This is a genomic window from Alkanindiges illinoisensis, from assembly GCF_004377485.1.
GTDB lineage: Bacteria > Pseudomonadota > Gammaproteobacteria > Pseudomonadales > Moraxellaceae > Alkanindiges > Alkanindiges illinoisensis_A.
In genome coordinates, this window is record NZ_SNTY01000005.1 from 69,922 (window position 1) to 88,358 (window position 18,437).

19 protein-coding genes are annotated in these 18,437 nt (G+C 46.2%); 11 read left to right on the plus strand and 8 right to left on the minus strand.

The window, feature by feature from the left end; genetic code table 11:
- Positions 1 to 231: 231 nt before the first annotated feature.
- The 4 genes from E2B99_RS00765 to E2B99_RS00780 form a co-directional block, all read right to left on the minus strand.
- Positions 232 to 969, minus strand: coding sequence for a proteasome-type protease (locus E2B99_RS00765; RefSeq protein WP_134243104.1), 738 nt, complete (start codon positions 967 to 969; stop codon positions 232 to 234).
- A gap of 83 nt (positions 970 to 1,052) precedes the next feature.
- Positions 1,053 to 1,829 (minus strand): transglutaminase family protein, encoded by a 777-nt coding sequence (locus E2B99_RS00770; RefSeq protein WP_134243105.1) that lies wholly within the window; start codon positions 1,827 to 1,829, stop codon positions 1,053 to 1,055.
- On the minus strand, positions 1,826 to 2,428 hold the full coding sequence (locus E2B99_RS00775) for an alpha-E domain-containing protein (protein WP_026470718.1): 603 nt from the start codon (positions 2,426 to 2,428) through the stop codon (positions 1,826 to 1,828). Before E2B99_RS00775 ends, E2B99_RS00770 begins: the two co-directional genes overlap by 4 nt.
- Complete coding sequence (locus E2B99_RS00780) at positions 2,425 to 4,014, minus strand: circularly permuted type 2 ATP-grasp protein (protein ID WP_134243133.1); 1,590 nt, start codon at positions 4,012 to 4,014, stop codon at positions 2,425 to 2,427. Before E2B99_RS00780 ends, E2B99_RS00775 begins: the two co-directional genes overlap by 4 nt.
- 465 nt (positions 4,015 to 4,479) lie before the next feature.
- Between E2B99_RS00780 and E2B99_RS00785 the strand changes: the two genes are divergently transcribed.
- The gene (locus E2B99_RS00785) at positions 4,480 to 5,625 is read left to right on the plus strand and encodes a helix-turn-helix transcriptional regulator (protein ID WP_134243106.1); all 1,146 of its coding nucleotides are present in this window, start codon (positions 4,480 to 4,482) and stop codon (positions 5,623 to 5,625) included.
- Between the two features lie 34 nt (positions 5,626 to 5,659).
- On the opposite strand, the gene E2B99_RS00790 is transcribed toward E2B99_RS00785, so the two are convergent.
- Complete coding sequence (locus E2B99_RS00790) at positions 5,660 to 7,075, minus strand: M48 family metalloprotease (RefSeq protein WP_166738951.1); 1,416 nt, start codon at positions 7,073 to 7,075, stop codon at positions 5,660 to 5,662.
- 412 nt (positions 7,076 to 7,487) lie between these two features.
- Here E2B99_RS00790 and E2B99_RS00795 point away from each other — a divergent pair, with 412 nt between their 5' ends.
- The 4 genes from E2B99_RS00795 to E2B99_RS00810 all read left to right on the plus strand — a co-directional run bounded on the left by E2B99_RS00795 (position 7,488) and on the right by E2B99_RS00810 (position 12,031).
- Positions 7,488 to 8,054 carry a hypothetical protein gene (locus E2B99_RS00795; protein ID WP_134243108.1) on the plus strand — a complete coding sequence of 189 codons (567 nt, stop codon included), beginning with the start codon at positions 7,488 to 7,490 and terminating at the stop codon, positions 8,052 to 8,054.
- A gap of 39 nt (positions 8,055 to 8,093) precedes the next feature.
- The gene (locus tag E2B99_RS00800; protein WP_134243109.1) at positions 8,094 to 9,908 is read left to right on the plus strand and encodes a copper resistance system multicopper oxidase; all 1,815 of its coding nucleotides are present in this window, start codon (positions 8,094 to 8,096) and stop codon (positions 9,906 to 9,908) included.
- Between the two features lie 12 nt (positions 9,909 to 9,920).
- Positions 9,921 to 10,994, plus strand: a complete 1,074-nt coding sequence (locus tag E2B99_RS00805) for a copper resistance protein B (protein ID WP_134243110.1) — start codon at positions 9,921 to 9,923, stop codon at positions 10,992 to 10,994.
- 182 nt (positions 10,995 to 11,176) lie between these two features.
- Positions 11,177 to 12,031 carry an SDR family oxidoreductase gene (locus E2B99_RS00810; RefSeq protein ID WP_134243111.1) on the plus strand — a complete coding sequence of 285 codons (855 nt, stop codon included), beginning with the start codon at positions 11,177 to 11,179 and terminating at the stop codon, positions 12,029 to 12,031.
- A gap of 146 nt (positions 12,032 to 12,177) precedes the next feature.
- On the opposite strand, the gene E2B99_RS00815 is transcribed toward E2B99_RS00810, so the two are convergent.
- Positions 12,178 to 12,888, minus strand: a complete 711-nt coding sequence (locus E2B99_RS00815) for an NAD(P)H-dependent oxidoreductase (protein ID WP_134243112.1) — start codon at positions 12,886 to 12,888, stop codon at positions 12,178 to 12,180.
- A gap of 413 nt (positions 12,889 to 13,301) precedes the next feature.
- Between E2B99_RS00815 and E2B99_RS00820 the strand changes: the two genes are divergently transcribed.
- Genes E2B99_RS00820 through E2B99_RS00830 form a run of 3 tightly spaced genes read left to right on the plus strand, consistent with a single transcriptional unit; the run spans position 13,302 to position 15,064 of the window.
- Entirely contained in the window at positions 13,302 to 14,210 is a 909-nt protein-coding gene (locus E2B99_RS00820) for a pirin family protein (RefSeq protein WP_430981434.1), read from the plus strand.
- 48 nt (positions 14,211 to 14,258) lie between these two features.
- A complete protein-coding gene (locus E2B99_RS00825; RefSeq protein WP_134243113.1) occupies positions 14,259 to 14,663 on the plus strand; it encodes an OsmC family protein in 405 nt (134 codons plus the stop codon).
- A gap of 32 nt (positions 14,664 to 14,695) precedes the next feature.
- The gene (locus tag E2B99_RS00830; protein ID WP_134243114.1) at positions 14,696 to 15,064 is read left to right on the plus strand and encodes a glyoxalase superfamily protein; all 369 of its coding nucleotides are present in this window, start codon (positions 14,696 to 14,698) and stop codon (positions 15,062 to 15,064) included.
- 105 nt (positions 15,065 to 15,169) lie between these two features.
- On the opposite strand, the gene E2B99_RS14520 is transcribed toward E2B99_RS00830, so the two are convergent.
- Positions 15,170 to 15,325: a hypothetical protein gene (locus E2B99_RS14520; RefSeq protein ID WP_166738952.1), complete on the minus strand. Its 156-nt coding sequence runs from the start codon at positions 15,323 to 15,325 to the stop codon at positions 15,170 to 15,172.
- A 152-nt stretch (positions 15,326 to 15,477) separates the two neighbouring features.
- Complete coding sequence (locus E2B99_RS00835) at positions 15,478 to 16,455, minus strand: 2-hydroxyacid dehydrogenase (RefSeq protein ID WP_134243115.1); 978 nt, start codon at positions 16,453 to 16,455, stop codon at positions 15,478 to 15,480.
- A 133-nt stretch (positions 16,456 to 16,588) separates the two neighbouring features.
- On the opposite strand from E2B99_RS00835, the gene E2B99_RS00840 reads away from it, so the two are divergent.
- From E2B99_RS00840 to arsB, 3 genes are read left to right on the plus strand one after another with little or no spacing between them, the layout of a single operon-like run.
- The gene (locus E2B99_RS00840) at positions 16,589 to 16,930 is read left to right on the plus strand and encodes an ArsR/SmtB family transcription factor (protein WP_134243116.1); all 342 of its coding nucleotides are present in this window, start codon (positions 16,589 to 16,591) and stop codon (positions 16,928 to 16,930) included.
- Between the two features lie 2 nt (positions 16,931 to 16,932).
- Positions 16,933 to 17,367: an arsenate reductase (glutaredoxin) gene (gene arsC / locus E2B99_RS00845; RefSeq protein WP_134243135.1), complete on the plus strand. Its 435-nt coding sequence runs from the start codon at positions 16,933 to 16,935 to the stop codon at positions 17,365 to 17,367.
- Between the two features lie 44 nt (positions 17,368 to 17,411).
- Positions 17,412 to 18,431 (plus strand): ACR3 family arsenite efflux transporter, encoded by a 1,020-nt coding sequence (gene arsB / locus E2B99_RS00850; RefSeq protein ID WP_134243117.1) that lies wholly within the window; start codon positions 17,412 to 17,414, stop codon positions 18,429 to 18,431.
- The last annotated feature ends 6 nt before the right edge of the window (positions 18,432 to 18,437 follow it).

The following is an 18,437-nucleotide window of genomic DNA, read 5'->3' on the forward strand; positions in this document are numbered from 1 at the left end:
TAATCATTGCCTTAGTTGTGTTGCTTTTATCTTCTGCGCCTTTAACATTTATAATGGGTGTAATTGCTTTAATCACATTCGGCTATGTAGTTGTAGAAGTAGGTTTCTGGTTTGAAGCTAAAAAGCTAATCAGCATATTTAATGAAATTTTCTCTATTATTTAAAATAAGAATTTTGCTTTTTATAAAAGTGCTTAATAAATTATTTTATTAAGCACGGTTAATTCAACCACTAACGCCAATAATCATCCGGTGGCTGTGGCAGATTGGTCATGGTACTACGCAAGCCATCTGACCATTGTTGCCGAATCATAGAAAAATAGGGATCAGTGTCATACAGACGGCGGCCTTCCGGCAGATTAAACTGATTGGCACGATATACAATCAAATCCAGCGGCGTTCCGACAGACACGTTGGAACGAATGGTGGAATCAAATGAAATCAGCGCACAACGCAGGGCTTTATCCAGTGGCGTATGATAATTTAATGCACGATCCAGAATCGGCTTACCGTATTTGCTTTCACCAATCTGAAAGTATGGGGTATCCATCGTGGCTGCAATAAAGTTGCCTTGCGGATAAATACTATAAAGCTCGGGTGGCTCGCCCTTGATTTGCCCACCAATTAAAATGGAGCTGGAAAAATCATATTCATTGCTTTGGGCCAGACCAGTGACATGCTGGATTTCATGCGCCATGCATTCCCCAACAATTTCAGCGGCTTCAAACAAAGTACTGACATTGTGCAGATTACGCTCGGCATTGGACTGAATCTGATGCTGTAACCGGGTAATTACTGCTTGCGAGGTGGCAAGATTCCCGGCAGTTTGCAGCACAATAATCCGTTCACCCCTGACGCCAAAACGGTGCAGCTTGCGAAAGATTGCAATATGGTCTACTCCGGCATTGGTGCGTGAATCACTGACAAATACCAGCCCTTCCTCAAGTCGCATTGCTACACAATAGGTCATAACTCTTCCTGTATAAATTTGAGGAGTAAACTAACAAATTACTCTCTACTTTTCCAGTTGAACCCATCTCGTTAAAAAAGGCCTTAACTGGCCAGTACTTGCACCAGTGCTCGCATCGACTCCTCGCCACCGCCCTGTCGTGTTCCACGTACTGGTGCAGCATCAAAATAATCACGGCCTACGGCTAAATATACATGATGATCAAGCGAGAAAAGTTGGTTGGACGTATCAAAACAGTACCATTTGCCATTGAGATACACTTCAGCCCACGCATGGGTTGATAAATGCGTGCTGTCACTGCTGTGCAAATAACCAGACACATAGCGTGCAGGCAGCTTAAGATGGCGCGCACATGCCAAAAATACGTGTGTATGATCCTGACACACCCCTTGCCCCAGATCAAACGCTTCAGCCGCTGTAGTCAGGACATTGGTTGACATCGGGGTGTAAGGCATACGCTCTAAAATAGCAGCCGATAAATCAATTAAATCTGATCGGTCAGTTCCTTTGCCATATTGCGTTATAAAATCCAGCAAAGGTTCATGGCAGGCAGTTGTTTCGGTGGCATGGGTAAAAAACATGGGTGATAAACGGTTGTCTTCAATCGCTTCAGTGGGATTAATTTCAACCTCGCCCTGCGCCATGATCAGTAGTTCCTGATGCGGCTGGTTCACAGTGAGGCTGGTCCAGATATTACCAAAGCCATCCTGCTGCGTACATTTAATGCCCGGTGCAGCCAGCTGCCATGCATGTACAATCTGATGTCCAAAGGTTTGTGGTGTTAATCGAATATATTGATTACTTCTTTTGACTGCACTTTCATAGTTATAGTGCGTTTGATGATTAATCACCAGATTCATGGACCCTCCTCAAACAGTGCCTGCATTTGGTCACAGAAACTGTAGAGCGCAGTAATGTCTTTGTTTTGCTGCAATTCAACCCATGGTGCTTCCAGTGCAGTCCAGCCAATCGGTGATAGCATTTCTACGACGGTACGCAAATCCTGAATGGCCATATCGGGAGAGCGCTTAAGCCGCAAGGCATTGTCAATCTGTTCAATACACTGGCCCAGTTGCCAGAACAGGCGCACGTTTTCATCTTCATCCAGCACAGCTTCGCAGCAACCGGAAATGAGTTCACAGACCTTGTTTTTAAATTGCTGCTTGGGATTAGTCAAAATATTGAGTGACTCAAATACTTCCTGACTAATAACCCCGCGCACACACTGCATGTTTTCACGTACAGCACTGAGGTTCGCAATAATGGATGCAGGCTGATTAGGGTCCTGTAGCAAGGCATTTAAGGTCTTGGCATCCCATGCTGACAGCGAAAAGGCATGGGAAAACTGCAAGGCTTCCTGATCATCGGTAAATGGTAATAAGCGGCACAGTCCATCAATCCGGATCATGTAGCGACCCAGCCAATACAGGTTGGAAGCCGTAGACAACAGTAAAATCATGCAATGCCTCCTGCTGCATCATGAGTCATTACGGGCAAGGTGGTGTCCTCCAGATCAATAATCCATGTGTCTTTTGTACCGCCACCCTGTGATGAATTAACAACCAGGGAGCCTTGTGTTAATGCAACACGGGTTAGTCCACCTGACGTAATTTTGACCTGCCCCGGACTGCTTAGCACAAAGGGACGCAAATCAATATGACGTGGGGCAATGCCTTCTTCCACCAGTGTCGGGCATACGGATAAAGCTAAAGTGGGTTGTGCAATATAGGCCGCAGGGTCATCGGTTAATCGACGGCGAAAATCCTCAAGTTCAGCCTGTGATGCTTTAGGGCCAATCAGCATGCCATAGCCACCAGAGCCTTGAGCTTCTTTAACCACCAGCTCTGATAAATGCGCCAGCACGTAATTTAAGTCATCTTTTTTACGGCACTGCCATGTGGGAACATTGTGCAGGATAGGCTTTTCACCCAGATAAAATTCAATCATATCGCCCACATAAGGATAAATGGACTTATCATCGGCAACCCCGGTACCCGGAGCATTGGCAATCATCACTTTTCCAGCGCGGTAAGCAGCCATCAGGCCGGATACACCCAGCATGCTGTCCGGCCTAAACGCCAATGGGTCTAAGAATGGATCATCCAGACGGCGATAAATCATGTCCACGCGTACCTTGCCGCGTATTGATTTCAGGAAAACTTCATTGCCTTCAACAAACAGATCGTAGCCATTAACCAATGGCACGCCCATTTCACGTGCCAAAAAGGCATGCTCATAATAGGCGCTATTAAAGCGGCCCGGCGTAAGCACCACAATGGTTGGGTTTTCAACCAGTGAGTTGGCAATCAGGGTTTGTTTGAGTAAAGCAGGATAATCGTGAACCGGTGAAATTTTATGACTGGCAAAGATTTCTGGCATTAATTTCTGGCTAATGGAACGACCTTCCAGCATATAGGATACCCCGGACGGCGTTCGCAGGTTATCTTCCAGCACATAATACTGGCCATCACCATGACGGATCAGGTCAATGCCGCTAATCTGGGCATAGACTTTACCTGGCAGGTCTACATTGAGCATCCAGGGCTGGAAGCTGTCATGGGCAATCACCTGCTCGGCTGGCACAATACCCGCGCGAATAATATCCTGATTATGATAAACATCATGCAAAAAGGCATTTAGGGCACGGATACGCTGGTCGCATCCGGCTTCAAGAATTTTCCATTCTTTTTGTTCAATAATGCGTGGAATAATATCAAATGGAATTACCCGTTCCGTACCGTCTGCATCACTGTATACCGTAAAGGTAATACCTTTTTTATAAAAGTGTGAAGTGGCCTGCCCATTGAGTTTGTTGAGTTGCTCAATGCTTTGCTGGTTAAGCCAGTGAAAAAAGTTATGGTAGCTTTGTCTGATATCACCGCTATCAAGCGACATTTCATTAAAGAAACGCGGTAACAAGCTTTGGGCAATATCGTAGGGTAAAGCACCACTTGATAATGTATCACTAGCCAAATTGATTGATGTTTCAGAAATCTCACGGGAGATTACAGTCATGATCGAGCCCTTCTCAAACTTGTAAATCATGTTATGCAAGGCGAATACCAAGTTAGTGAGAAAGCATTTGAAAAATACCAAACACACCGGATTGCACAAAAAACATGCAGCGCCTAAAACTTATAAATAAACATGATTCCCTTGTGCTGCTATCATGCCCAAAGCGTTTAACCACAGTCATTAGCGTTATTTAGAGCGAATTGTTTTTAGTGTAACAGGACGTATTTTTTGCAACAAATTTAGCAATTTGCTGTAAGTGCTTTTACTGAACAATTACATGGAGATTTTGAGCTGCACTAAAAATGAACAAGCCCGCTCTAAGAACTGGCAACCGGATGTCAGCATATGTTCAAAAGACTTATGGATAGCCCTGAAGTTGAAACAAAAAATAATTTGATCCGACTGGCTAATAAAGTGTGCAATTTTTTGCTATGGTTTAATGAATTTAATGACTGTTGTTAAAACAATGAAAATGCAGGATGGAGATACTGGGGAATGAGTCTGCCAAAAAAAGCCCAAGCTACAACGCAATCGGCCACAGCAAAATCAGTAACAGCAAAACCGGAAGCCAAGAAATCCGCCAAATCTGTAGCGGGCAAAACTGCTGGCACAGCCTCCAATGAAAAGGAAACCGTTAATAGTCTATATCGGCAGTGGCAAATTTTATCCAAACTTCCCACCGGGAAATGGATTGGTACACGCCAGCTTCAGGAACAGTTGCAGCGCGAAGGGATTGATATCAGCATCCGTACCATTCAGCGCGATTTGAACCAGATTGCCAGTCGCTTTCCCATTGAAAGTAACAAGGAAACGCCGCAGGGCTGGCGCTGGCAGGAAGATGCGCCTATTCAAAGTTTGCCACACATGAACAGCTCGCAGGCAGTGACATTTATGATGGTGGAAGACCACCTCAAGCATTTGCTGCCCCCCAGCCTGCTGGATGAAATGCGACCCTGGTTTGACCTTGCACGCCGCAGCTTGTCCTCTGAACATAACAATGTACGCCAATGGATCAACCGGGTGCGGATTGTACCAGCCACCCAGCCGCTGATTCCTCCGGCAGTAGATGCCAGAGCGCAGCAAAGTATTTATGAGGCGCTATTGCAGGATCGGCAGTTACGGGTTACCTATAAAGCACGGGCACATCAGGGTGAAGATACGGTTTATACCTTAAATCCGCTGGCACTGGTGCAGCGTGGCGCGATCATTTACCTGATCTGCACGCGACATGACAAACCGGATGTACGCCAGTTTGCCCTGCACCGGTTTAGCCATGCCACGGTACTGGAAAGCCGTTCCATGCATCCGGTTAACTTTAATATTGATGAATATCTGGCAGCGGGTGCATTGGGCTTTACCTCGTATAACCAGCAAAGTGTAGAGCCTATTTTTATTGAATTGCTGTTTCATCCTAAAGCCGGACAAACCTTTTTTGAATCCCGTTTAAGTGAAGACCAGACTGTAGAAAAACTGGAAAGTGGTGAGGTGCGGGTAACGGCTACTGTGCCATTTACCGCACAACTGGTGTGGTGGTTACGCGCTTATGGCCGGATGCTGGTTGATATCAAGCCAGAGTTTCTGGCCGAACAGGTGCATGAAACTGCATTTTTGCCCAAGCCTGAACCTGTAACTGATGTTTAATTTTTAAAACTTCCATAGCAACTCTAAAAATGATTTAGCCTCTAAATTTGCGGGCTTCCTGCATTTCGCTTAGCCGATTTTCTAGTTTGGCTTGCATGCTGTAGTTGTTTTGTGCCAGTTTGCTGGCTCGCATCAGTGAGCGAATGGCATTATCGACATCACCTTGCCAAAATTGGGTTTCTGCCCGAAAGCGCAACACTTGCAGGGTTTTTAGCGGGCTTTCCGGCAACCGACTGGCAGCAGCCTCCATGGTTTGCCATGCCACTGAATCACGCGAATTTTTATTCACCAATGGCTGCAATAACTCCAGTGCCGCTTGCCCTTTACCCAGAGCGCTATAAGCCCGAGCGGTATAGATGGCCAATGCACGGTTTTCCGGCATGATCCGGTTTTGAGGCAGTATAATCTCTAGCGCTTGCTGGGGCTGGTTGGCCATCAGTTCAATTTCAGTCTGGGTAATGGCAGCGATAACAGCTTCTGGCTGCTGTTGTGCAAATTGTTTAGCCAATCCACGCGCCTGTTCATACTTGCCCGCTCGGGCATAAAACAGCGCCAATGCTGGTATAGCCGCTGGGTCACGCTCAGCAGCAATCACCAGACGATTTTCAGTGACCTGATCACTTAAAACTGCCATGCGATATTGCATGACATGCAGGTTGTTTTCATCAGTTAAATTTAGACTGGTTTTATGTTTTGGATATTGGGCTGCACGCAGACGCGCCTCACTCATACGCTCGGTAGATAACGGATGGGTTAGCCAGAAATCCGGCATAAAGCTGATTGTGCCGGTTTTACGGTTCATGGTTTCAAAAAAGTCTGCCATGGCAACAGGGTTATAGCCCGCCGCATACATCAACTGCATACCGATCCGGTCTGCTTCACGCTCCTGATTACGGCTATAGGAAAGCTGACGATCAATCATGGCAGCCTGTGCCCCCAGTGCGACTGCCCCTGCTGCATCCGATGACTGTGAAGCCAGCAAGATACTGGCCAGCATGCTACCTAGGGTAATGAGCGTCTGATTTTTAAAGGCTTCCTTGCTGCGACTATAATGGCGTTGCGAAACGTGCGCTACTTCATGCCCCATGACGCCTGCCAGCTCATCGATATTTTTAACCGATAACACCAAGCCCATATTAATGGCAAATAACCCACCCGGTACTGCAAAAGCATTAATGGAATTGTCGTCAATAATAACCAGTCCAAGAGGTGCTGCAATAGTAGAGGCTTTGTCTGCCGCAGAAGCGCTATAAATCCGGCTAAAAATCTTGCCAAGTTCATCTTGTGTCCAAGGATCCTGGTATAACGGCATTTCCTTACCAATCTGGCGTAACACCATTTCTCCCAGCCGGGTTTCCTGCTGTTGATCTAACAGACTGGTGCCCGCGCCCAAGTCCGGTATTTCTACGCCAAACGCACTTTCATTATGGTGATGGAACGGTTCAGTCATCGCAGCTCTGGATGTATTCAGCAATGCTGCGGCATTCTTTCCTGTAGTATCACTTCGTGTAAGATCATTCACAGCCTGAACAGATTGCACTCGGTTGGCTTGCTGCCTAGAATTAATAGTATCTGCAAACATTAAGCTGTTAGTGGCTGGAACTGCTTGAGATGACAGCACGCTCAATACTGTAAAAAAACTAAAAACCTTTTTCTTCATGGGTTCGCATAAACCTGTGCTTCAATGCATTTGTATGTGATGCATTTATTTTTAAGGATTGTGCAAGGCTTTTTCAGCTTCTTCTACAGGATTTTTGCAATGTAGCCTTCATCGTCTCTAGCCAGATTTTTACCGCATTTAAAGTAAAATCTGCTGTAAAACAGGCTGCAAAAACCGCATAAATCCTGTATAAAACCAGACTATGTATCCGGCCATTTTTCGCCTGTTGACTGTTATTTTTCAGGACAACAGCCTGACCCCATCAAAAACCAGCCTGAAAAAAATGCTGGCCAGTTTTATGTGCCTACTGCTTGTAAATGCCGGAATTGGCTGTTGGCAGCATGTGGCTGCGCAGCCTCACGTATTACAAAATAAGCTACAGCAACCGCTATCTCACCAACAACATCATGCTGGCACAGCCTTAATGGCTTGCCACCAGACACTTGCTTTAAAACATTCAGTTGGTTTAAAACAAGTAGCTGTTTCAAGTAATGCGCATCACGGATCAATGCCACAAGATTTATTCAAGAAAAATCAGCAGGCGGTTTCCAGCCCAGATCCCATAAGTGCAAGTTCTACCACTACACATGCTGTATCACATCATCACTGTGCTTTAACCTGCTCGCTTTACACACCCCCTGCTGACTTAGCACAATACACTGTAGCGCACAGTACTTTGTTGCCTGCAAACAGGCCTTTTTATCTTATTGCAAACCCGCTTCAGGCGTGGCTGCGCGATCTGGAACGCCCTCCACAATTCCTCAGTTAATACTGTTTTTAGTCATTAACACGTCAATGAGGAATGATCATGTCTCTGTTTTACCGCAGCTTTTCCAGTAGTTCGTTTTCTAATAATTTGTCGTCAAATTTTTCGGCACCTTCACGTCGCCAGTTTATTCAGGGAATTGGCATTAGTACCCTGCTGGCCAGTAATATCAGTCTGGGCAAGAGCCTGAAAAACCCGGAAAATCTGCTTTCACCAAATCAACCTAATGAACTGACAGGCAATGTATTTGACCTGCACGTAGGTTATCAAGCCGTCAATTTTTCCGGCAAAGCACGGATTGCAACTACGGTAAACCACGGCATGCCCGGCCCATTATTGCGAATGCGCGAGGGTGACACCGTAAGCATTCGGGTACATAACCATTTGCAGCAGGACACCTCAATTCACTGGCATGGCCTGCTGTTGCCCTACCAGATGGATGGCGTGCCTGGTATCAGTTTTGAAGGTATCAAGCCGGGACAGGTATTTACTTATCAATTCAAACTGCAACAAAGCGGCACTTACTGGTATCACGCGCATTCTACGTTTCAGGAGCAAACCGGGCTGCTAGGTGCCATGATTATTGAGCCAAAAGCAGGCGAGCGGCATACCGCAAATCGTGAGCATGTTTTGTTGTTGTCCGACTGGACTGACCTTGATCCAGTATATTTGCTGTCTAAACTTAAAAAACACAGCCACTTTGATAACCAGCACAAGCCCACGCTGATCAAACTTATGCAGGACATTAAGCAACAGGGTTTTGGACAGGCCATCCAGCTACGCCAAATGTGGAATCAGATGCGCATGAGCCCCACTGATTTTGCTGACCTGTCGGCAGGTACTTATACCTTTTTAATGAATGGACATGCTCCAGCGCAGAACTGGACAGGCCTGTTTAAAAAAGGTGAAAAACTGCGTCTGCGCATTATTAACGGTAGTGCCAATACCTTTTTTGACCTGCGCATTCCCGGCCTGAAAATGACCGTGATTGCTGCCGATGGACAGGACGTGGAACCTGTGACTGTCGATGAAATCCGGCTGGGCGTGGCAGAAACCTATGATGTGCTGGTGCAACCTGTTGAAGATGCCTACACTATTTTTGCGCAAAGCATGGATCGTACTGGATTTGCTTGCGGCACACTGGCAGTACAGGCAGGATTGACTTCCACTATCCCTGCACTTGACCCTGTAGAATGGCTGGGCATGCAGGATATGGGACATGCCATGACAGGCAATATGGCCATGGATCAGATTAGTCATTCTGGCCATCGTATGAGCGATATGGCACTTGGTCACACATCTTCGATGCAACAACAACCTGTACGGCATGCCAGCACGGAAATGAACAACCCCAATGTCGACATGCAGGTTAACCAGCCACGCACCAATCTGGACGATCCCGGCGTTAACCTCAGGCAAAGTGCCAAAACAAGGCGTGTGCTAACCTACGCCGACCTGCATACGATTGGCGGCAGTCTGGATTCCCGCATGCCCACACGGGAAATTGAGCTGCATCTAACCGGCAATATGGAGCGTTATGTGTGGGGGCTGGACGGTCAGACTTTTCATGAAGCTAAACCTGTTCACCTAAAGCCCAAGGAACGGGTGCGCTTTACACTGGTGAATGACACCATGATGACCCATCCCATGCATTTACATGGCATGTGGAGTGAGCTGTGTAATCCGGAAGCTGATCATCAAACCAATCACTTTCAGGTTCGCAAGCACACGATTAATGTGCAGCCTGCCCAGAAAATCAGCTTTGACGTTACCGCGATTGAAGGCCGCTGGGCCTGGCATTGCCACTTGCTGTACCACATGGAAGCAGGCATGTTCCGTGAAGTTGTGGTGGCCTAGGAGCAGCAGAACATGAACTTTCAAAAACCGAATGGGTTTAATTTGCGCTCAAATGCTGCCTTACTGACTACCCTTCTCAGCTTTCCAGCACTGGCACTTGCTGCACAAGCTGAGCGTGACCAGTCTCCCAGCCAGCATGACCAGCATATGATGCATGGCGCAAGCATGCCACAGCCGCAGGCCAGTGAGTCACCAGAGCCAGTACCACAGGCACCCGATCCAGTAGTCATGTCCCATGATGAGCATTTAGCACATTCTGAACCTGTAAACCCTCAATCTGAAAACCCTGAGTCTAAAATTGGCAGCGTAAAGCCTGACAGTACAAAACCTGTTCCTGTGCGCACTGTTCATGGTACTCATGTGTCTACTGCTCCGCAGGGTGGTAAGTTGCGTAGCCCCGATTATTCTGATGGTTACCAAAATACCGCGTCTCACCATATGATGAGCAGCCCGAATTTGTGGAGCGTTGATGCTGAAAAACTCGAACTGGCGCATGATGATCATGCACAGCAGAACAGTGGCCAATATGAACTAAAGCTCTGGTATGGCAACGATTACAACCGGCTTTATCTTAATACCAGTGGTGAGTTTGCAAAAAACGATCTGGAACAGGCCAGTACCAGCCTGATATGGTGGCGGCCCTTTTCACCTTACTGGAATACCACGTTTGGGTTAAAACAGGATTATGTCGCCGAAAACACTGATCAGACATGGCTAGGTTTTGGGATTAGTGGCCTTGCGCCCTACTGGTTTGATGTTGAAGCCAGTGTTTATGGCGCTTTAACTGGCCACAGCCAACTGCAACTTAATGCCAGCTATGACCTGAACATTAGCCAAAAATGGGTATTACAGCCCGAAGTGGAGCTACTGGCCTATGGTAAAACGGATGTCCAGCATCGCTATGGCGCAGGTCTGGCAGAAATCAAAAGTGGACTGCGCTTGCGCTATGAAATAACGCCACAGTTTGCGCCGTATATTGGTTTTGAACACGAGCGTTTTGTAGGTAAAACTGCAAAGCTTTACAAAGATCTTGAGGATGACCGTAGCAGTCGCAAAATCCTGCTAGGGCTTCGCTTCTGGTATTAATATTAACAGGTTTTCATAAACCTCTGCTGTATTTAACACGTTCATGCCCATGTCTATACTCAGGTTTAGATCATGGGCATGCTGGCACTGCGCAACAATTACAATAAATACTTACTAAAACTCAATAGTTTAAGAAAATTTTTAAATTACATTAGAGGCAAGCATAAATTCTGGAGAACACCATGTCCATTGTGGTAACTGGAGCGACCGGCAGACTGGGACAGCTAGTCATTCAGGAGTTACTCAAACGCACCTCTGCCAACAATATTGTTGCTATTGTCCGAAATTCCGACAAGGCAGCACAACTGGCAGCGCTGGGTATTGAAGTAAGGCTGGCCAATTATGATGAGATTGACAGCCTGCATACCGCACTGGTGGGTGCTGAAAAACTGCTGCTGATTTCATCCAGTGAGGTTGGCAAGCGTGCTGTGCAGCATTTTAATGTGATTGAAGCTGCACGGCAGGCTGGGGTTAAACATTTTTTCTATACCAGCCTGCTGCACGCAGATCGCTCACCAATGGCGCTTGCTGAGGAACACTGGCTGACTGAACAGGCGCTGTTTAAGTCTGGCCTGACCTATACCATTTTACGCAATGGCTGGTACACCGAAAACTATACCAGTGGCTTAAAAATTGCCTTAAACCAGCATGTGATTATTGGGGCTGCCGATGACGGCCAGATTTCCTCAGCCAGCCGTCAGGATTATGCCGAAGCGGCGGCCATTGTGCTGACTACCTTTGCGCATGAAAACAAGACTTATGAACTATCTGGTGATAAAGCCTACACCCTCACTGAGCTGGCCTGTGAAGTGAGCCGCCAGACTGGACAGAATATTGTTTATTTTAATATGACTGAACATGACTATCGGGAAAAGCTTCTTAGTATGGGTACTGAGCCTGCGGTTGCCAACCTGCTGGCCAACAGTGATGCTGGCGCAGCCGCTGGGGCTCTGTTTGATGACAGTGGTTGCCTGCGCCAGTTGCTGGGCCGTGAAACCACACCGCTAAGTGATTGCGTGCGACAAGGGTTGCTTTAATTAAGTACTGTCTTAGATAAAGCATGTTTTAATCTTTACAGGTCACATTGAGCTTACCAAAAAGGTAAATATTAAACTGGTAAGCTCAATGATAGACAGGTTCTCAAACCATTAAAGCACTCTATCTATTTTTTTATAAGCTAAATTTAATGCTCGCCCTTTTTGGGATATAACTTGTCATCAAACTGATCCAGCGTTGGAAACTCAAGCGGCTGGAGCTGATCCAGATTTTGCAGATATTGCTTGTAGTCTTCCAGAATTTGCTGGCGCGCTTCCGGACTAATATAGGGCACATGATAGCCAATAAACGGTGGCAGCACATCCATACCCACATAATACAGCGTACCTCGCAGCACCGGACGCAGCATGGTTTCAATTTCTCCATGAATGGCATCGGCACCAAACATATGCTCTCGCCCGCCCAGCGTAAAACTTAGCAAGGCTTTCTTGCCTTTTAAACCACCCTGATCATAAAAGCGCTTGCCGCCATAGGTTAGGCCAGAAACCAGCACGCGGTCAATCCAGCCCTTTAATATGGCGGGGATTGAAAACCAGTAGAGTGGAAAACTAAAAATCACCAGATCAGCAGCCACCAGCTTTTCAATTTCAGCAGCAATATCCGGGGCAATAGTCTGGTTTTCATAATTGATGCGTTGTTCTAGTGCATACACCAGATAGTCCGGGTTTTTGCGGCTGCCAAAATCAGCAGCTGAAGCAACTGGATTAAAATTCATCGCATACAAATCAGACACTTCAACCTGATGTCCAGCATTGCTAAGCTCCTGAACCGCCAAATCCTTCATGGCTGTGGTAAACGATTGCGGTTCCGGATGTGCATGGACAATAAGTACATTCATGGTAAAAGCCCTGTTCCTGAAAAAATTAATGATGAAAGATTAATACGAAAAGACCGGTTGTCAAAAACTGGCAATGCCAGCAAAACTGCCTGAAACATAGCACTTGCTTGCACAAGATACAATTTCTTCTGAACTATAGCGCCTGATCAACATAGACAGTTTAAATAGATGCGTTAAGCCCATGATTTAAATCCTATGTTTGTTAAAGCGTTTGTTGCAAAACTGGAACACTGCATCTTGAACGGCTTGCTGTTTATCAGACAAATTTAGGCTAACCTGTATTCATCTGTTTAGCCGTTCGTCCAATAAGCCTGCAAAAGGAATAAATCATGTCTAAACCCTGTTCTGGTGATGCTGCCATTGAATTTGATAGCGGCGCTACTGCTTCCTTACCAGTTTCCAGTGCAGCTGAAATGACACCACAACTGACTAATACCACCATGGTGCATATTCCTACCCGGGTTGCCATTGTTGGCGACAATCTTAAAATTCACCGCGCGCTACCTTCCCGGCAAAAACGCCTGATTGGGGCATGGTGCTTTCTGGATCATGCAGGCCCCACCATTTTTAAGGAAGGTGAAGGCTTTAGTGTGGGGCCACATCCCCATATTGGGTTGCAAACCTTTACCTGGATGATTGAAGGGGAAATTTACCATCAGGATAGTCTGGGCTATCAGCAAACTATCCGCCCCAATGAAATCAACCTGATGACTGCCGGGCATGGCATATCGCATATTGAGCGTTCGCCTGAAGGTCATTCACCGCATTTGCATCTGGCCCAGTTGTGGATTGCCCTGCCCAAAGCGCAATGCGACATGCCCCCAACATTTGAGCATTATGAAAAACTGCCTGTGATAGAACAGGATCACTGCCGCCTTACCTTGCTGGCAGGTGAATTTCTGGGCCAGACTTCGCCGGTAAAAGTTTATTCTGACATGATGGGCGTGGATATTCATGCGCTGGCCAATACCAGTACTGTCCTGCCGCTAAATCCGGATTATGAATACGGCATTTTGCTGTTGCAAGGTGAACTTAGTGTTGAACAGGACACGCTGGATAGTGGCACCCTATTGTATTTTAAGCCCGGCCAGCAACAACTGCATCTGGAGCTGAACGCCAATACACGTTTACTTTTGATTGGTGGCAAGCCTTTTGAAGAAGACATTATTATCTGGTGGAACTTTGTGGGCCGTAGTACCGAAGAAATCCAGCAGGCCGCCAATGACTGGATTAACCAGACCCGTTTTGGTGAGGTTCAGGGCTTTGAACACGACCGCTTAACTGTGCCTGCCATTCCTGACAATCTTAAAGCATCCCGATAACGCATTCCCATCTATACTTCCACTAAAAAATCATTATAGAGAATCGCCATGAAAACAATCGCCACCGCCACTACCCAAACCAGTAATGTCCACTATAAAACCAGTATACAGATGGGTGATTTTGCATTGATTGCTGATGAGCCCGTGCATGCAGGCGGCCAAAATGCAGGCCCTGCCCCTTATGATTATTTGCTGGCAGGTTTGGGTGCCTGTACGTCCATTACCCTGCAAATGTATGCCGAGCGCAAGGGCTGGAACCTTGGTGAATTAACCATCGAGCTTAACCTGCAAAAGGATAGCGAAGGCAACACACACATTGAACGGGTATTACATACAACGGAAATATTAAGTACTGAGCAACAGAAAAAACTGCTGGATATTGCTGGCAAAACACCAGTAACGAAAACCCTGCTACAGGGCGCAAGTATTAATACCCAGTACGCAAACTCATAAACAATAAAACTAAATAAGCCCGAGTAAAAAGTATGACCTTACAGACCATCGTTCCTATTTTACGAATTTTTAATGTGGAAAAAGCCAGCGAGTTTTATCTTGATTTTTTAGGTTTTCAGTTGGACTGGCAGCACCGCTTTGGTGATAACTATCCGCTATACTTGCAGGTTTCCAGGGAGCAATGCATTTTGCATTTATCAGAACATCATGGCGATGCCAGTCCCGGTAGCAGCATCCGTATTCATTGTACGGATATACAGCAGTATCATCAGTTGTTACAAGCCAAAGATTACCAGTTTGCCAAACCTGAAATTCAACAAACACCATGGGATACTGAAGAATTTCAGCTTACTGATCCGTTTTATAATCGGCTGGTGTTTTGGCAGGATATAAGCAAGTAAAAATAAACAAATAAAATGAGTGATGGAATATTTTTGATATGTGATCACGCTAGGCAATAGATGAATCTTCTATGCTAATACCGTAAAACAGTTGCTGGCTTAACCTTAGCTCGCAATCCCCATGTGGCTTAAAATCATAAAACCCATGACCAGCCCGGCAGCCAGAAAAAACCACAGGTAACCTGCTTCCAGATTATTATTAGTGCGGCTTACAGTTTGTACATGGTATTGCATTATCTTGTGTACACGTTGAGTTTTCATAGCATCCCCAGACTTTTACCACCAAAACGTCCTGCTTGGCTTTACATCACTATTCATCAAATAATCTGAATACGCACAATCTGAATTTTATTGCTAAAACCACATAATTTGTGTCTTAAGTCTCATTCTATCAACTTATCGTGAAATGTAAATTACAAAGTCGGCCAAACTGAAGGATTCACCATATAGGTGGGCCGTATTCCATTCAATGCATTGGATAAATTCTCAAATGCCAGATTATTCATGGCCTGACGGGTTTCGATGGTCGCTGACCCGATATGTGGCAACGTCACGACATTGGGCAAGGCAAAAAGTGGTGAAGTTTGTAATGGCTCCTTGGCATAAACATCCAGCCCGGCACCTAGAATTTGCTGCTGGTTCAGGGCATCTATTAGCGCCTGCTCATCAATTACCTGACCGCGCGCTACATTAATTAAAATAGCTGACTTTTTCATTTGTGCCAGTTGCTTACGGCCAATCAAATGATGGGTATGCTCACTTAACGCCACATGCACTGATACAAAATCCGACTGCTGCAATAGTTCATCCAGACTACAACGCTGGGCGCCCAGTTGCTGCTCCAGCTCTGGTTTGGCATGCTGACTGTAATACAGCACGTTCATGTTAAAGCCAAAGCGACCACGCCTTGCCATGGCAGTGCCAATATTTCCTAAGCCAACAATGCCCAGCGTTTTGCCATACACATCTACGCCATATTGCGCTGGCTGCACGGTTCTTTGCCAGTTCCCCTGTTTGGCCCACTGGTCAAGCTCAGTCACTCGCCGTGCAGCTGCCATCAGTAATGCAAAGGCAAGGTCTGCAGTGGTTTCAGTCAATACATCCGGCGTATTGGTGAGCAAAATACCACACTGATTTAGATAATCCACGTCATAATTATCAAACCCCACCGAAATACTGGAAATTACTTTCAGCTTATGAGCATATTGCAGGATTGATTGATCTAGCTTGCGGCCAGCACCAATCATGCCATCGGCTTGCGGCATTATGTCCTGAAACTGCGCCTCAAGATTGCCTGCCTTGGGATTAAGCAGCAACAGGTTAAAGTGGGTTTTAAGTTTTTCCTGAAGATCATTTGTCAGGCTGCTAAAGCCAACCACTGTTTTTTTCATAACTACACTATCCTGTAAATTACAGCTAACTTAGCAGCTTTTATGCATTTGTTCATTTTCAAACCTGTGAATCACTTAAACACATTTAATCAAACCAGTTGAATCAGTTAAATATTTCAACTATTATTGAAATATGGAAACCAAATCTGTTGTTGCTGCATTAGCGGCACTCGCCCAAGAAACACGCTTAACCATATTCCGTTTACTGGTACAGGCTGGCCCGAGTGGTTTGCCTGCCGGACGTATTAGTGAAATTGCAGGAATTGCCCCGTCATCCCTGTCCTTTCATTTAAAGGAAATGAGCCATGCCAACATGGTTACTTCACGGCAAGAGGGACGCTATGTCATTTATAGCGCTAACTTTGACACTATGAATACTTTGCTGGCTTACCTAACCGAAAACTGTTGTCAGGGGGTTCCCTGCACACCGGATATGGCGTGTAAGACACCCTTAACGCCAACGCATGAGAACTGATGATGTCTGATCCTAAAGCTGTGGTGATTTACCATAACCCTGATTGCGGCACCTCACGCAATACGCTGGCACTGATCCGTAATACGGGTCTCGAACCCGAGATTATTGAATACCTGATTAATCCACCCAGCCGGGAACAACTGGTGACCCTGATCGCAGGGACAGGTTTATCGGTACGTGAAGTCCTGCGCAAGAATGTTGAGCCCTACACCCAGCTTAATCTGGATGATCCGGTATGGACTGATGAGCAGTTACTTGATTTTATGTTGCAATATCCAATCCTGATTAACCGCCCTATTGTAGTGACTAAGCTCGGTATTCGCCTGTGTCGGCCATCTGAAGTGGTACTGGACATTTTACCATTACCCCAATTAAACGAATTTACCAAGGAAGACGGTGAACCAGTGATTAATGCAGAGGGCAGCCGTGTCAACTAAGCCTTATGCCTTGGCAATGCAGCAGTTTAAAAAGGATATCAGCCATGAGCATTTTTGAGCGCTACCTGACGGTCTGGGTTTTCCTGTGCATTATTGTCGGCATTGTACTGGGCCAGTTTTTCCCTAACCTGTTTCAAGCGATTGGCCACATGGAAATTGCCAGGGTAAATCTGCCCGTGGGCCTACTGATCTGGCTGATGATTATTCCCATGCTGCTTAAAGTGGATTTTTCAGCATTAAGGGATGTACGTCATCATGTCAGAGGTATTGGAGTTACCCTGTTTATCAATTGGCTGGTAAAACCATTTTCCATGGCATTTCTAGCCTGGCTGTTTATTCGCCATGTATTTGCCCCATGGTTACCAAGCGATCAACTGGATAGCTATATTGCCGGGCTGATTTTACTGGCCGCAGCACCCTGCACCGCCATGGTGTTTGTGTGGAGCCGCCTAACCAATGGCGATCCGCTATTTACCTTATCGCAAGTGGCCTTGAATGATGCCATTATGGTATTTGCATTTGCACCCATTGTCGCCTTGCTGCTAGGCTTATCGGCCATTAGTGTCCCGTGGGATACGCTAGTCACTTCGGTGCTGCTATATATCATTGTGCCTGTGATCATTGCCCAGATACTACGCAAAATTTTACTAAGCAAAGGTCAGGCTACTTTTGAGCGTACCCTGGAAAAAATCAGTCCCTGGTCAATTATGGCACTGCTGGCAACCTTAATCCTTTTGTTTGCCTTTCAGGGTCAGGCCATTCTTGAGCAACCGCTGGTCATTGCCTTGCTGGCCGTTCCCATCCTGATTCAGGTGATTTTTAATTCATCACTGGCTTACTGGCTCAACCGCGCTGTGGGTGAAAAACATAATATCGCCTGCCCATCAGCCCTGATTGGCGCTTCCAACTTTTTTGAGCTGGCCGTTGCGGCTGCCATTAGTCTATTTGGCTTTCACTCTGGTGCAGCATTGGCCACTGTGGTTGGCGTACTGATTGAGGTTCCCATCATGCTATTGGTGGTACGTGTTGTTAATCAAAGCAAAGGCTGGTATGAAAGGGGTTAAGTGCTA

What these genes read in the sequence shown, in the direction of transcription:
- E2B99_RS00805 (WP_134243110.1), top strand. Translation starts at nt 9,921, where the DNA reads ATGAACTTTCAAAAACCGAATGGGTTTAATTTGCGCTCAAATGCTGCC.
- E2B99_RS00835 (WP_134243115.1), bottom strand. Translation starts at nt 16,455, where the DNA reads ATGAAAAAAACAGTGGTTGGCTTTAGCAGCCTGACAAATGATCTTCAG.
- E2B99_RS00825 (WP_134243113.1), top strand. Translation starts at nt 14,259, where the DNA reads ATGAAAACAATCGCCACCGCCACTACCCAAACCAGTAATGTCCACTAT.
- E2B99_RS00820 (WP_430981434.1), top strand. Translation starts at nt 13,302, where the DNA reads ATGACACCACAACTGACTAATACCACCATGGTGCATATTCCTACCCGG.
- E2B99_RS00840 (WP_134243116.1), top strand. Translation starts at nt 16,589, where the DNA reads ATGGAAACCAAATCTGTTGTTGCTGCATTAGCGGCACTCGCCCAAGAA.
- E2B99_RS00790 (WP_166738951.1), bottom strand. Translation starts at nt 7,075, where the DNA reads ATGACTGAACCGTTCCATCACCATAATGAAAGTGCGTTTGGCGTAGAA.
- E2B99_RS00780 (WP_134243133.1), bottom strand. Translation starts at nt 4,014, where the DNA reads ATGATTTACAAGTTTGAGAAGGGCTCGATCATGACTGTAATCTCCCGT.
- E2B99_RS00795 (WP_134243108.1), top strand. Translation starts at nt 7,488, where the DNA reads ATGTATCCGGCCATTTTTCGCCTGTTGACTGTTATTTTTCAGGACAAC.
- E2B99_RS00810 (WP_134243111.1), top strand. Translation starts at nt 11,177, where the DNA reads ATGTCCATTGTGGTAACTGGAGCGACCGGCAGACTGGGACAGCTAGTC.
- E2B99_RS00815 (WP_134243112.1), bottom strand. Translation starts at nt 12,888, where the DNA reads ATGAATGTACTTATTGTCCATGCACATCCGGAACCGCAATCGTTTACC.
- arsB (WP_134243117.1), top strand. Translation starts at nt 17,412, where the DNA reads ATGAGCATTTTTGAGCGCTACCTGACGGTCTGGGTTTTCCTGTGCATT.
- E2B99_RS00765 (WP_134243104.1), bottom strand. Translation starts at nt 969, where the DNA reads ATGACCTATTGTGTAGCAATGCGACTTGAGGAAGGGCTGGTATTTGTC.
- E2B99_RS00830 (WP_134243114.1), top strand. Translation starts at nt 14,696, where the DNA reads ATGACCTTACAGACCATCGTTCCTATTTTACGAATTTTTAATGTGGAA.
- E2B99_RS00770 (WP_134243105.1), bottom strand. Translation starts at nt 1,829, where the DNA reads ATGAATCTGGTGATTAATCATCAAACGCACTATAACTATGAAAGTGCA.
- E2B99_RS00785 (WP_134243106.1), top strand. Translation starts at nt 4,480, where the DNA reads ATGAGTCTGCCAAAAAAAGCCCAAGCTACAACGCAATCGGCCACAGCA.
- E2B99_RS00800 (WP_134243109.1), top strand. Translation starts at nt 8,094, where the DNA reads ATGTCTCTGTTTTACCGCAGCTTTTCCAGTAGTTCGTTTTCTAATAAT.
- E2B99_RS00775 (WP_026470718.1), bottom strand. Translation starts at nt 2,428, where the DNA reads ATGATTTTACTGTTGTCTACGGCTTCCAACCTGTATTGGCTGGGTCGC.
- E2B99_RS14520 (WP_166738952.1), bottom strand. Translation starts at nt 15,325, where the DNA reads ATGAAAACTCAACGTGTACACAAGATAATGCAATACCATGTACAAACT.
- arsC (WP_134243135.1), top strand. Translation starts at nt 16,933, where the DNA reads ATGTCTGATCCTAAAGCTGTGGTGATTTACCATAACCCTGATTGCGGC.